Origin of the sequence: Halapricum hydrolyticum, assembly GCF_025517535.1 — an archaeon.
GTDB lineage: Archaea > Halobacteriota > Halobacteria > Halobacteriales > Haloarculaceae > Halapricum > Halapricum hydrolyticum.
Window position 1 is genome coordinate 21,344 of sequence record NZ_JAOPKC010000014.1, and the last position, 13,300, is coordinate 34,643.

Below are 13,300 nucleotides of genomic sequence, written 5' to 3' on the forward strand. Positions count from 1 at the left end.
AATCGAGTGCCTGTTGCGCCTGCGTTCACTTTCACCGTGGTCTCGGAATCGGACGGCGTGGCTTACGGATCGTCACAGCACCCACGAGCACCGCTTCGTCCAGTGCAGCTGATAGTCCGGCCCGTGGTTCACTCCTGCTGTGCGTCGACGACGGCCACGCCGGCGAGGTTGACCACGTCTTTGACTTCGTCGCCGCGCTGGATGATGTGGACCGGCTTGTCCATCCCAACGAGCATGGGACCGATCGCCTCGGCCCCGCCCAGTCGCTGAAGGAGTTTGTACCCGATGTTGCCGGCCTCGAGGTTCGGGAAGACCAGCACGTTCGCCGGCTCGTCGAGTTCGGAGAAGTCGTAGCTCTCGGTGAGCATCTCCTCGACGAGTGCCGTGTCGGCCTGCATCTCGCCGTCGACGGGAAAGTCGACGCTCGGGTCCGACCGCAGTCGCTCGGCCGCGCGGCGCGGTATCGCGGCACCCTCGGTGTCGACGCTCCCGAAGTCCGAGTACGACAGCAGCGCGGCCCGGGGCTCGACGTTGAATCGCCTGGCGAGTTCGGCGGTGTGGCAGGTCACCTCCGCCAGCACGTCCGCGTCGGGCGCGACGTTCACCGTCGCGTCGGCACAGAAGACGACCCGGTTCTTGAACGTCAGCATGTACACGCCGGCCGCGTACTCGGCGTCCGGAGCGGTCCCGACGACTTCCAGCGGCGGCCGCAGTGCCGACGGGTAGTGATGGGTAAGTCCAGTCAAAAGCGCGTCGGCCTCGTCCATCTCCACGAGGACGCTGCCGAGGTAGTCGCCGTTCTGGACCAGCTCGGCGGCTTCTCGCCGGGTGACGCCCTTGCGCTGGCGCTGCTCGTAGAGCCACTCGGCGTAGCGATCCAGATCCGCCACGGCCGGATCGAGCACGTCCGGCTCGAACGACAGTCCCAGCGTCTCGACGACGGCGTCGATCCGGTCACGGTCGCCGATCAACAGCGGGCGGGCGATCCCCTGATCGACGAGCTGGTAGGCCGCACGGATCATCTTCTCGTCGTCACCTTCCGCCAGCACGACGCGCTTGGGATCGCTCTTTGCCTTGTTCAGCACGACGCGCATCATCTCGCGCGACTTGCCCAGCCGACTCTCCAGTCGCTCGACGTACTTTTCGGTGTCGAGCTCCGTCCGGGCACACCCCGACTCGATCGCCGCCTCGGCGACGGCCGGCGTCACCTCGAAGAGCACGCGCGGGTCCAGCGGCTTCGGAATAATGTACTCCGGACCGAACTGCAGCGGCTCGTCTCCGTAGGCCTTGACGACGGCGTCGGGAACGTCCTGGCGCGCGAGATCGGCCAGCGCCTGTGCAGCCGCGACCTTCATCGCCTCGTTGATCTCTCTTGCCCGCACGTCCAGCGCGCCCCGGAAGATGAACGGGAACCCGAGCACGTTGTTGACCTGGTTGGGGTAGTCCGAGCGACCGGTCGCCATGATGACCGTGTCGTCACGGGCGGTCTTGGCCGCCTCGTAGCCGATCTCGGGATCGGGGTTGGCCATCGCGAAGACGATCGGGTTCGGTGCCATCGACTGGATCATCTCCTGGCTGACGATCCCGCCGACCGATAGCCCGACGAACACGTCTGCCCCCTCCATCGCGTCCGCCAGATCGCCCTCGGGACGGTCGCTGACGAACTCCCGTTTGAAACGGTTGACCTCCTCGGCCCGCGATTCGGTGATGATCCCCGAGGAGTCACACATCGTAATGTTCTCCCGTTCGATTCCGAGCGACACGTAAAAGCGCGCGCTGGCGATCGCGCTGGCACCGGCCCCCGAGAAGACGACCTCCAGTTCGTCCAGATCCTTGCCCGCCAGTTCGGCAGCGTTCAGCAGTGCCGCCCCGGAGATGATCGCCGTCCCGTGCTGGTCGTCGTGGAAGACCGGGATATCCAGTTGCTCGCGCAGGCGCGCCTCGATCTCGAAGCATTCGGGTGCCTTGATGTCTTCGAGGTTGATCCCGCCGAAGGTCGGCTCCATCGCCGCGATCGCCTGCACCATCCCGTCCGGATCGTCAGTGTCTAGCTCCAGATCGAACACGTCGATGTCGGCGAAGCGCTTGAACAGCACCCCCTTGCCCTCCATGACGGGCTTGCTCGCCTGTGGCCCGATATCGCCCAGACCGAGGGTGGCGCTCCCGTCAGAAACCACCGCCACGAGGTTGCCCTTCGCGGTGTATTCGAAGACCGAGCCCGGCGTGTCCCGGATCTCCCGGCAGGGTGCGGCGACCCCGGGCGAGTACGCCAGCGAGAGGTCGCGCTGGGTGTTGGTCGGTTTGGTCGTTTCGATCGCGATCTTGCCGGGCGGGTCCCGGCGGTGATAGTCGAGTGCGTCCTCCTCGAGTCCCATAGACCATGGCTGTCAGGCAAGAGCAAAAACCTAGTCCCGCCAACAGTCATTGCCTCCTAGCCGGACACGCGCAGCTCCGCAGTCACCCACACCCGCCGTGAGTGCCGGTGCATCCACCCTGTGCTTTTTATATTGGAGGGGAGTCCTCGTCTCGATACAATGGACACGTCTGGCCCGGGCACGGCACACACGATCGACGAGGGGACTGTCGAACTCCCGGCGTACGGACCGATCGAGGCGAGTCTCGGGTATCTCCTGTTTTACGTACTCGTCGATCGCGTAACGCCGGCGATCGTCACGGTATTCAGCGAAACGGTTCTCGATCTCTCGCCGTCGTTCGTCCGGTTCGCGCTCGCGGTGGCCCTGTGGTTCGTCCTTGCCGTGTCCGTCATCGATCAGTTGCAGCGCCAACTGGCGGCGCTCGGGGTCGGCACGTACGACCAGGCGCAACTTCGCCTGTGGTCACGCGTCACGCCCTCGTCGCTACGGACGGCAGGCTATGTACTGGTATTCCTCGCCGGCTCGATCGTCGCAGCGATGACGTTCGAATCCGCGGTGGAGACGCTGTCGGCGCTGATCCCCGCTATCGCGACTGCTGAGGTCAGCACGACCGATCCTATCGGCGTGTTCGCGATGGTCGTCTTCTTTCTCGCCTACGGCACTGCTGCCCGCTCGCTCGATAGACTGGTGATCGGCGGGATCCGTGCGCTGGTGTCCGATCGAGACGACTGACGACACCGACGTCCCTGCTTGTTCGCCCCTGTGGCGCCTCGGCATGGCTTTCCGGCGAATCGGTGCCGAGAACGGGTGATTAGTCGTCGAGCGGCACCGATCGGTCCGGCTCCGCAGCGTCTCGGCGGAAGGACTCGTCGAGTCCCGTCAGGCCCCGCGAGCGCGCCCACAGCAATACGACTCCAATGGTCACCACAATCATGCCGGTTTCGGTCAGTGCGGTTTCGCCGACCCACAGCGCCGGCCCGTCGAACCCGAGTCGGACGAACGCCGGAAGGCCGCCTTCGACGTTGAACAGGCTCGTCATGCCGACGTTGAACGCCCAGTGGAGCCCGATCGAGGCGCCGAGCCGCCCGGTCAGGACGTACGGAAGCGCCAGCAGCACGCCCGCCAGCCAGAAGTGGATATACTGCATGGCGGTCAGCGAATCGCCGTGAAAGTGCGCGAACACGAGCGAGGAGACGAACACGGCGACGACAACGGGAATCGCGCCGAGCCAGCGTCGCGGAACGATGCCGTCGAAGAGGCCGACGAACCGCGACGGGACTCCTTCGGTCGCGTTCGTGATGAAGTACCCCCGAAACAGGAGCTCTTCGAGGAACGCGACGGCCGCATAGATCACTACGCGCAGCCCGAAGGCATTGAGGAATGTCCGTTCTTCGGCGACGAACCACCCTTCGATCGTCGCCCACCCGGCCACGAGGTAGATCGCTAGCACGCCGCCGGTCAGGAACAGCCCGAGCCCGATGCCGACTCCGAACTCACGCCACCAGGTCCTATCGAGTCGAAGCCCCAGCGAACGAAACGGCCGACGATCGAGGTACTGTGTGGCCAGCCAGACTGTCAGAACTGCGGTCAGGACGAGAGCGAACGGCGCAGCGTACTCTTCGTACCCGTCGAAGCCCGCGTCGATCGCAGTCATCGAACTGATCGTGAGAACGAGGTACAGCGCCAGCATGGCGACGATCCGCCATCCGGCCCGAAGACGGCGTTCGTCACGGTTCCAGAACGGGACGCCGAGCGCCTTCGTGAAACGTGAGAGTGACAGCATACTCGATCAGAGATCAGCACGATTGTAGCGCAAGTAGCCGACGACCAGGGGAACGATTCCCCACACCGAGAGGACGACCAGGCTGAACCAGCGCGAGAGGTACCACGGACCGCTTCCGTTCATCGAGCCTGTGAGAACGCCGGCGATGGCGTTCATGTAAGCCGAGCTGGGCGGCATGTTCGCGAGGAACGCGACCCAGTTCGGCATCGGCGCACCGCTGAACAGGCCCGGGGGAACCTGGAAGCCGTTGGCGACGAACCAGGCACCCATCGGGACGACGTCCCAGGCGAACTCCAGGATCACCAGTGCGAGCACGCTGAGGGTGGCCGCCCTGGCGGTCGAGGCAGTTACGGCCGAGATACCGACGAAGAAGGCCACGTAGACCAGCACGAACAGCAGCGTCACCAGCCCGAACAGCGCGTAGTCAACAGCCGAGAAACCCACATCGCCGACGAAAACGATCGCGAGCATCGCGACAAGGCCGATCACGACGGGAATCGTCAGCACGAGCGTGCGGCCGACGACTTTCCCGACGACGACGTCACGCCGAGTGTTCGGGAGGCCCAACAGGAGCTTGCCCGATCCGGACTCGGTTTCACCTGCGACCGACTTGTACGCGACGACCAGCGACGCGACCGCGACGAACAGTGCCACAGGAGCCGACAGGAAGGTCATCAGCCCGACTGACGAGAGATCGGCGTCGGCCGAGAACTCCGGGACAAACGCGTAGAGGCTGGCAAACAGTAATGCCAGCCCGAGGAACACCGCAGACAGCGCCCACAGCGAACGCGACCGGCGAGCGTCGTTGAAGTCCTTGCGCGCGACGACGGTCCAGCTCATCGTGATACCCCCACGGGGATCGCCACGGTCGCTGGCGTAGCCGCGTCCGCGGTTTCGCCCGCAGACACGAGGTTCTCGACAGCGAGGTCGTCGCCGTTGAGCGACGTTCTCTCGTCGAACTGTTTGGTTAGGTCAGTGAGCCCGATTGCAGAAGCCATGTGCTAAGAGACGACCTGTTAGTAGATAAATACATACTGAGGGCGCATAGCACCTATCACTGAGGAGATCAGACGGTGTGACTGCTGGAGCGGCCGGTCCGGAGGAATTACCTCCCAGGCGGGGCGACAGGAGGCGCTGTACAGGCGCGCTGTCCAGCTCTGCACACACGTTCGGGTCAGGCGTCGTCGCGGGAGTACGCCGACTGACCCTCGTAACTGCTGGCTCCTGTCACTCGAAGGACGTTCGAGTACTGCCGCCCGGACGTGCCCTGTTTCTCTCCCGATGAGAACTGTCGTATCGATTGATATTCGCATCGAGCGTAGCTTTCCTGGTGATTGCTGTGACTACTACCCGTCTGGGTGCCTTCTACACTCTCGTGGTCGGTACCTTTATGCTCGGTTTCTGGATCGTGCTGCTCGTCGCTGGCGACATCCCGGAACTGACGACTGCACCGTACGAGATCGCCTACCACCTGCTCGCCGAATTCCTGACTGCCGTGGCGTTGCTCGCGTCGGGTATCGGACTCCTGGGCGGCCGATCGCTCGCCCGGCGACTCTATCCCGTCGCGCTGGGATTGTTGCTGTACACGGTGGTCAACAGCGCCGGCTACTACGCGCAACTGGGCGACGTCGCGATGGTCGGGATGTTCACCGTCCTGACCGTGGCGACGCTGGCGTTGCTCGTCGAGCACCTCTTCCGGCCGACTACCGAAGGAGACGAGCGGATCGGTATGGAGGGAAGCCATGCGTAGAGTGGCTGTGGCCGTCTTTCTCGCACTTCACGGACTCGTTCACGGGTGGTACGTGGTGCTGAGCAACGGCTGGGTGCAGGCGGAAGACGCGATGGGATGGAACGGCACCTCGTGGCTGCTCTCGTCGCTCCTTACGCAGGAACCGATTCTGGCGCTGGCGAGCGTGGTGTACGCTGTCGTCACGATCGCGTTCCTGGCAGGGGCAGTCGGCCACTGGCGCCGCACCGAGTGGGCGAGTGGCGTCCTCCTCGCCGCGGCGATCCTCTCGACGATCACCCTCCTGGTCATGTGGGACGGTGTGGCGACGCTGCTCGTCGAGAAAGGTATCGTCGGCGTACTCATCAACGCTGCCATCGTCGCGCTCTTGCTCCGCCCACCGACAACAGGCGACCGACGCGGAGTCACCGCCTGGTTGAGGTCGAGCCGCATAAAGTGATCGAGTCGCACGAAGCGCGACGGACTCGTTCTCTACAGGCGGGGCAGGCCGAATGCCTCGGGGTCGTCCGGAAATCGGAGATTTCCGTGATGACGAGAGACGAAGTCTCTCGAACCACTTGACCCCGAGGCGGTTCACCAGGTGGTCGCTGTTATCCAAAAATGGGCTGTGGTGAATCGCCAGACGTAGCTTGATTTCACTGTTTCAGAGACTGCTTAATGTTGTGAACCGCACACATCAGAACGAGTTCTCGAAATTCACCGTACCAAGTTCGCGCACGCACGGCGTCGCCGAGGGTGCGTTTGATTGTGGAGAAGACGGTCTCACACATCGCTCTCTGACGGTAGCGAGGCCCATCGATCCGCGCGTTATGCGCGTGATCGATGGGCCGGAATTTGCGGTGCTTAATCAGTGGTCTGACGCCCTCTTCGCGGAGTTTTTCACGTAACTCCCTCCAGTCGTAGCCTTTGTCCGCAGCGAGGCTGGCGAGGGCGCCCGCGTTGCGGCGGGCGACCTGCCAGCCGAGTTGTGTGTCATGACGTTTCTCGGTCGTACAGTGAACGTCCAGAATTGCTTGAGTTTCTGTATCGACGAGAGCAGTTGTTTTGAGCGTCTGAACACGGTAATTCGTCCGACGGAAGTAGTGCTTGCTCGCGTTTTCGCGGTCGAAGAACGTCGCGTCGATGGCGGCGTGGCCGCTTGGCTCGTGCAACTGCGCCTCTCGGCGCAGCAGCACTCGCCAGAGTGCCGTCTTGATTCTGTCAAACCGCTTCACTAGCGTCGAGTGATGCGGGAGATCTTCGACATAGGCATCGGCGGTTTCCCGCTTCAACTCCCTAGTTCTGGCGATCAAAGCCGACGCCGTCTACTGATTCACCAGAATCGATGAGTTCATAAGCCTTCGGACAAGCGGATCGTAACATACGAACTACATTTTGGGACCAACAGCTTCACGTGATTGGCTATTGTTGCGGGTTTTTATCTCCTACATTTTTCTATAGCTATTATAATTATCAATTGGACAGATAATATAATCGTACTGTTATTTTATCCCAGCATTTTTATCTTTACAATCGGTTTGCTACGCTGGCTTGTGGTCTGGCCATCCAGCCTGAAGATCGGTGCAGGCACTGCCGAACGAGAGTTCGAGCCGTAGCCGGTCGGTGACAGTGGCGCAATTGTCAACCGATCACTCGTAGATCAGGATCGTTGCCGTCCCGGATTCGAGGACGACGACCTCCTCGCCGGAGGCCGCGCGGTGTTCTTCGACGATGTCGACGGCCTCGCCAGGGATGACAGCGAGTTCGTCACCCAGGTCGACCTCGACCTCGGCGTGGCGGTCGAGCTGGTCTTTGACTGCTTTGGGGTCCATCGACTCCAGCGCCGAGACGACCTGGCCTGCTTGGTCCCGGAACTCCGGTCCGATGACCGAGTGGTCGGGATCGACCTCGACGGGGACGAGTTCGACGTTGGGCACGCCTTCGCGCATCAGCACCGGCGCGTTAACGGCTTCGCTGAGGTCGTAGGTGTCGATCGCTCGCTCCTCAGGTCCGTCGTCGGGGTAGACTTCGACTTTCTCCAGTTCGGCGTTGAGCGCCATCCCCTGGTCGGACTTCCAGCCGCGGATCGTCGAGGCCACGTCGACGATGATCTCGCCGGCCTGCTCGACGGCGGCCATGTCCTCGACTTCCTCGGGGTGGAGATCGATGTCGGGCCACTCGGTCGCGTGGACGCTCCCATCCGTGCTGGGCAGGGCGTCGTAGGCCTCCTCCGCGATGAAGGGGGCAAAGGGCGCGAGCATCTTCAGTGAGGCCGTCAGCGCGATGAACAGCCCCTGACGGGCGGCGTCGCGCTCGCCGGGTCGGCCCTCATAGAGCCGCCCCTTGATCAGTTCGAGGTAGTCGTCGGCCAGGTCGTGCCAGACGAACTCGCGGATCTCACGCAGTGCGGCGTCGAAGCGATAGTCGTCCATGTGCTCGGCCACAATCTCGGCGGTCTCGGCGGCCCGCGAGAGGATCCACCGGTCGATGTCTCGATAGGCCGGGTTGTCGAGTGGTTCGCGGTCCTCGTCGAGGTGTCCCGCTGCGAACTTCGTAATGTTCCAGACCTTGGTGTTGAACCGCGAGGCGGAGGTGACCTCCTTCCACTGGAACTGGACGTCCTCGCCGCGCTTGCCCGCGAGCGCCATCGCCTGCCGGAAGGCGTCGGCGGAGTGTTCCTCGACGACCTCTTCGGGCTGGACGAAGTTGCCCCGGGATTTGGACATCTTGTTACCGTCGTCACCGAAGACCATCCCGTTGATGAGGATCTCTTCCCACGGGATCTCGTCCACCAGCGCTCCCGTGCGCAGGAGCGTGTAGAACGCCCACGTCCGGATGATGTCGTGGCCCTGCGGCCGGAGCGTCGTCGGATGGAACGGTTCGTCGGGCCAGCCGCGGACGAAAAGCGGCGTGATAGAGGAATCCATCCACGTGTCCATCACGTCGGTCTCGCCCTCCCACTCGGTGCCGCCACACTCGGGGCATTCCTTGATTTCGGGGTCCTCCTCGGTGGGTTTGACCGGCAGTTCCTCGGGACCGGCGACGTGGATGTGGTCACACTCGTCGTTCGCACAGAACCACGCCGGGATGGGGGTCGCGAACACCCGCTGGCGGGAGATGACCCAGTCCCACTCCATGCCTTCGGTCCACTCCTCCAGCCGATCGTACATGTGGTCGGGAATCCACTCGACCCCCCGAGCGCGGTCGAGGATCTCGTCCTGGTCGACCTCGACGAACCACTGCTCTTTGCTGAGGATCTCGATAGGCGTGTCACACCGCCAGCACTGCCCGACGTTCTGGGTCGTGGGTTCGGTGTCGTTGAGATATCCCTCTTCGTCGAGGTCCTCGGCGATGACCGTTTTTGCCTCGTCGATAGACAGGCCCTCGTACTCGCCGGCCTTCTCGTTGAGCTGGCCGTCCTCGGTGAAGGACATCCGCAGGTCCAGGTCGTGTTCGGCCCACCAGGTCACGTCCTGTTTGTCCCCGAAGGTACAGATCATCACCGCGCCGGTCCCGAACTCGGGATCGGCCTCCTCGTCGGCGATGATCTCGACTTCCTGGCCGAACAGCGGAACCTCGAAGGTGTCGCCGATGCGGTCGACATATCGGTCGTCGTCCGGGTGGACCGCCATCGCGACGCACGAGGACAGCAGTTCCGGCCGAGTCGTGGCGATCTCGACGTCCTCGCCCTCTTCGTCGGCGCTGGGGAACGTGATGTAGTGGAGGGTCCCCTCGACGCCCTCTTCGGTCTCGACCTCGGCGTCGGCGATGGCCGTCTCACAGCGCGGACACCAGTTGACCGGGTGCTCGTCGCGGTAGACGAGATCGTCGTCGGCCATCTCGACGAACGACTCCTGGGTCGTTCCCCAGTACTCGGGGTCCATCGTCCGGAACTCCTGCTCCCAGTCCTGGGAGAACCCCAGCATGTGCATCGTGTCTTTCATCGCGTCGATCTGCTCGTGGGTGTGGTCGATGCACATCTGGCGGAACTCCTCGCGCGGGACGTCCGTGCGGTGGATCCCCTCGTTCTCCTCGACTTTCACCTCGGTCGGGAGTCCGTGGCAGTCCCAGCCCTGGGGGAAGAGCACCTCCTCGCCCTGCAGGCGGTGATAGCGCGCGGCGAAGTCCATGTAACACCACCCGAGGGCGTTGCCGATGTGGAGGTTCCCCGTCGGGTACGGCGGCGGCGTGTCGATCACGTAATCCGTGTCGGGATCAGCCGCCTCGGCGTCGTAGCTGTAGAGATCCATCTCCTGCCATTGCTGGCGCCAGTACTGCTCGCGGTCGTCCGGGTCGTAGGTGTCTGGAAGGTCACTCATGGGTAAGAGAGGTGTCGTGGCTGGTCGCCGGACCGGCGTGAAAACGTACCTGCGTCGCTATCGTACTACCGACGACATCAGAGCCATATCTGAACGATTGCAATGTCGGTTGTATAAACTTTCGCTTCCGTGCCGGCGCGTGACACTGTCGCTCCCGTCGGGGTCCGAACTCGTCGAAGACACCGATCTGCAATTCTGTCGTTCCGGCTCAGAGAGTGCTGTCCAGAGTGGCTGTACCAGGCTGGCCACGAGCGCCGGTTAAATCCGATTAAATCGAGCTAATCGAAGACGAGCGTCGGCCCAGTTTATTGTGACCTCGCCCGATGGACCGAGTGCATGAGCCGACTCAAAACTGCTATCCTGATCGTTGCCGCTCTCGTCGGCATCGCCGGCGTCGCCGCGGCGACCGGTGCGGTCGAGACTGGGGCCGAAGCGATCGCACAGACGGACGAAGCAACAACTCCCACCCACGCCGACGCGACGGCGGTGCTGGACAACGGGACGCTCGAAGTAACTGTCTCCGCCGACGGTAGTCCCGCCGAGAACGTCTCAGTCACCTACGACGATCAAACGCAACTGACCGACGGAAACGGAACTGTCTCGTTCAATCTCTCCGAAGACGACGAGGACGAGACAGAGTTCGAACTCCAGAAAGACGGCTTCGAAGGCGAACTCAAGTACGTACTCAGTGACGGATCCCTGACGCTGGTCGAAGAGGAGTACGAGTACGACATTGAGAGCGCGGAGGACGAGCACGATGAAGGCGACGAGGCCGAAGAAGACGAGGAGATTGAAGACGACGAACACGACGACGAAGCCGCAGAGGACGAGCATGATGAAGATGACGAAGAGGACGAGGAGATTGAAGACGACGAACACGACGACGAAGCCGAAGAGAACGAACCTGACGACGAAGACGACAGCTGAGCAGACCCCGTGACGTATTGAGGTCAGGCCGGGGGCACTCGTCTCGGCCGCCTGTAACGTCCGAGTGTCGTCGGGACGCGTGTCCGTCGTGGAACGGTCTGATTTTCCCGCGGAAATGAGATAGACCCCGTTGAGCGGGTATCACCGAAAGACAGCATCCCGAACGCGTCGGGACCTTCGGCCGCTTCCGAGAATCGTCGGCCCACCCGACTACTTCGACTGTTTCAACGCGGTTCTTCGACCCGCTCCTCGCCCTCGAAATGCGCGGAGTTGTCCTGCGGATCGTAGCCCAGTGCCTCGCGAGCGCGCTCGATGGAGTAGTCCTTTCGTGTGAAGTCGATTATCGAACACACTTTTTCGGTGGCAAGCAGATAGCAAGCTGAGAGGGATTCATAGAACCGTTATCATACCCTACCTGCGAGTTGGTAGAGACAATGTGCATCTCTAACATCCGACATACTGTCTGTTTCTAACGACATTATCAGAGCGTTGCTACTACACAGCACGTCTCTCGAACTGATCGGAAATTTTCCTTGTAGTCCTTAGATCAGTCAGTATCTGGGTAGTCGTAACCGAAGAGCGGTTACTCTACACCTTTCCGTTAGGCAGTAGAAAGTGGTACTGGAACACCCATGAGCCGATCCCTCTTCTCGAAGACAATATACTCGTCAAAGACACCGATAACTCGCGGTTGGTCTGTTGTCGGGAGTTGCGCAGACCATTGACGATGGCCCGTCTCAACGTCGAATGCTTTTATCACTGGCTCTTGGTCAGTCTCCCGTGTGATGAGGATCAGATCCCCATCAGCGATCAAAAGCCGACTCTCGTCATAGTCTGATCCAAGTGAGTACGCCCACCGCCGGTCCCCGTCTACACGGTCGTAACTGGCGAGTGTCGTCCCGGACTGCTGAAACAGTGAGTCCGTCCCCACGCACATCTCCGGGTATCCGTCGGCGTTCGTCGTTACGACCCATCGTTTCTCACCGGTCGCCGCAGTCAGAGCCGTCAGATTTCCGCTGTCGTCGCCGATGTAGATATTCGGGACCTCAGAGGAACTCGATGACGAATGTTGGGCGAACTCGTAGACGCCTGCAGATGACTGCTCCCATAGATGTGCTCCATCAGGCAGTGAATAGTAATGAACCATATCTTCCAAGAACAGACAGAGTGTATCACCAACGACCTGTACCCCAGCACTATAGCCCTCGCCGGGCGTCCGTCTCCACGCCACGTCACCAGTCGCTATATCAAGTGCGGTGAGGCCGTCCACGATGGAGTAGATCAGACAGAGGCCGTGTGACACTGCCGATCCCATATCCATCCCTGTCACGGTCCGCCACCTTTCCTCTCCAGTTTCGGCGTCCAACGCGAATACTGGTGTTTTAGCCGGATCATCAGTGATTTGGCCGACAAAAACCGTGTCCTCAGTCACTGAAATTATATTCTGAGCAACTGTATCGAGGGTTGTCGCCCATCGCTGCTCGCCAGACGCTGTATCGTACGCACCGACTTCACCGACATAATTGGTACCAAAACTGGTTCCGGACACCATCGCCGTGTAGTACACTGTCGAGCCAGCGACAGTGAGATTGTAGGGTCGTTCGACGGAATACCAGTCAACGGTGGTGTTTTTAGTCCAGATTATCTCCCTGGCCGGGGAAAGGCAAGTGAGAGCCGCGTCCGTAGCAATGTGCAACCCGTCACCGGCCCCGAAGGTTATGAATCTTTTATTTGGCGGGTCATATTCCCATATTCTGGAGGAGGTCACTGATTCGAACTCCCCCGGTGGCGAGTCAGTCGGAGCCTCGTACGACAGCCTATTCTCCGGCGTGCTGTTATTCGACAAACAGCCTGCACCGAGCATGACTGCAGCCGAAGCGAGGTACTGACGACGCTCCATCGGTAATCTATTAAATAGTTGCCAATCAATAAAATACCAACGGCTGTTACACTCACTTTTCATATTTTCCAGTGAATGAGGCGAAGAGTAGCAGAGAGAAGTCCGACAGGTAAAACGAGCACTCAGTTTTCACGCTCCGTCACGAACCTGATTCGCTTGGGAGTAGGGAAAGAAATGAAGCCGGTTGCTACCCTCATCCTCTATATCTTGCACGGCGTTCTTGACAGTTTCCGAGTGAGTCAACCACCTGATCAGTGCGTAAGTTCCCTG

The 13,300-nt window shown here is 61.5% G+C and carries 10 protein-coding genes and 2 pseudogenes; 4 read left to right on the top strand and 8 right to left on the bottom strand.

The window, feature by feature from the left end:
- Positions 1 to 128 precede the first annotated feature (128 nt).
- On the bottom strand, positions 129 to 2,375 hold the full coding sequence (locus tag OB916_RS11690; RefSeq protein ID WP_315909481.1) for an NADP-dependent malic enzyme: 2,247 nt from the start codon (positions 2,373 to 2,375) through the stop codon (positions 129 to 131).
- 159 nt (positions 2,376 to 2,534) lie between these two features.
- Between OB916_RS11690 and OB916_RS11695 the strand changes: the two genes are divergently transcribed.
- The gene (locus OB916_RS11695) at positions 2,535 to 3,107 is read left to right on the top strand and encodes a hypothetical protein (RefSeq protein ID WP_315909482.1); all 573 of its coding nucleotides are present in this window, start codon (positions 2,535 to 2,537) and stop codon (positions 3,105 to 3,107) included.
- Between the two features lie 79 nt (positions 3,108 to 3,186).
- On the opposite strand, the gene OB916_RS11700 is transcribed toward OB916_RS11695, so the two are convergent.
- From OB916_RS11700 to OB916_RS11710, 3 genes are read right to left on the bottom strand one after another with little or no spacing between them, the layout of a single operon-like run.
- A complete protein-coding gene (locus OB916_RS11700; protein WP_315909483.1) occupies positions 3,187 to 4,158 on the bottom strand; it encodes a CPBP family intramembrane glutamic endopeptidase in 972 nt (323 codons plus the stop codon).
- Between the two features lie 6 nt (positions 4,159 to 4,164).
- Positions 4,165 to 4,998: an ABC transporter permease subunit gene (locus OB916_RS11705; RefSeq protein WP_315909484.1), complete on the bottom strand. Its 834-nt coding sequence runs from the start codon at positions 4,996 to 4,998 to the stop codon at positions 4,165 to 4,167.
- Positions 4,995 to 5,156 (bottom strand): hypothetical protein, encoded by a 162-nt coding sequence (locus OB916_RS11710; RefSeq protein ID WP_315909485.1) that lies wholly within the window; start codon positions 5,154 to 5,156, stop codon positions 4,995 to 4,997. The genes OB916_RS11705 and OB916_RS11710 overlap by 4 nt, the downstream gene beginning before the upstream one ends.
- Before the next feature lie 341 nt (positions 5,157 to 5,497).
- Here OB916_RS11710 and OB916_RS11715 point away from each other — a divergent pair, with 341 nt between their 5' ends.
- Both OB916_RS11715 and OB916_RS11720 read left to right on the top strand, forming a co-directional pair.
- The gene (locus tag OB916_RS11715; RefSeq protein WP_315909486.1) at positions 5,498 to 5,908 is read left to right on the top strand and encodes a hypothetical protein; all 411 of its coding nucleotides are present in this window, start codon (positions 5,498 to 5,500) and stop codon (positions 5,906 to 5,908) included.
- Positions 5,901 to 6,344 carry a hypothetical protein gene (locus OB916_RS11720; RefSeq protein WP_315909487.1) on the top strand — a complete coding sequence of 148 codons (444 nt, stop codon included), beginning with the start codon at positions 5,901 to 5,903 and terminating at the stop codon, positions 6,342 to 6,344. The genes OB916_RS11715 and OB916_RS11720 overlap by 8 nt, the downstream gene beginning before the upstream one ends.
- Positions 6,345 to 6,540: 196 nt before the next feature.
- Here OB916_RS11720 and OB916_RS11725 read toward each other — a convergent pair.
- Both OB916_RS11725 and OB916_RS11730 read right to left on the bottom strand, forming a co-directional pair.
- Positions 6,541 to 7,143 (bottom strand): annotated as a pseudogene (locus tag OB916_RS11725) (IS5 family transposase); the annotation flags it as partial.
- 390 nt (positions 7,144 to 7,533) lie between these two features.
- The gene (locus OB916_RS11730; protein ID WP_315909488.1) at positions 7,534 to 10,203 is read right to left on the bottom strand and encodes a valine--tRNA ligase; all 2,670 of its coding nucleotides are present in this window, start codon (positions 10,201 to 10,203) and stop codon (positions 7,534 to 7,536) included.
- 336 nt (positions 10,204 to 10,539) lie between these two features.
- Here OB916_RS11730 and OB916_RS11735 point away from each other — a divergent pair, with 336 nt between their 5' ends.
- Entirely contained in the window at positions 10,540 to 11,130 is a 591-nt protein-coding gene (locus tag OB916_RS11735) for a hypothetical protein (protein ID WP_315909489.1), read from the top strand.
- 224 nt (positions 11,131 to 11,354) lie between these two features.
- Here the strand turns inward: OB916_RS11735 and OB916_RS11740 are convergent.
- Together OB916_RS11740 and OB916_RS11745 are read right to left on the bottom strand one after the other, a co-directional pair.
- Positions 11,355 to 11,468: pseudogene (locus tag OB916_RS11740) on the bottom strand (NAD(P)-dependent oxidoreductase); the annotation flags it as partial.
- A 263-nt stretch (positions 11,469 to 11,731) separates the two neighbouring features.
- On the bottom strand, positions 11,732 to 13,030 hold the full coding sequence (locus tag OB916_RS11745; protein WP_315909490.1) for a PQQ-binding-like beta-propeller repeat protein: 1,299 nt from the start codon (positions 13,028 to 13,030) through the stop codon (positions 11,732 to 11,734).
- Between the last annotated feature and the right edge of the window lie 270 nt (positions 13,031 to 13,300).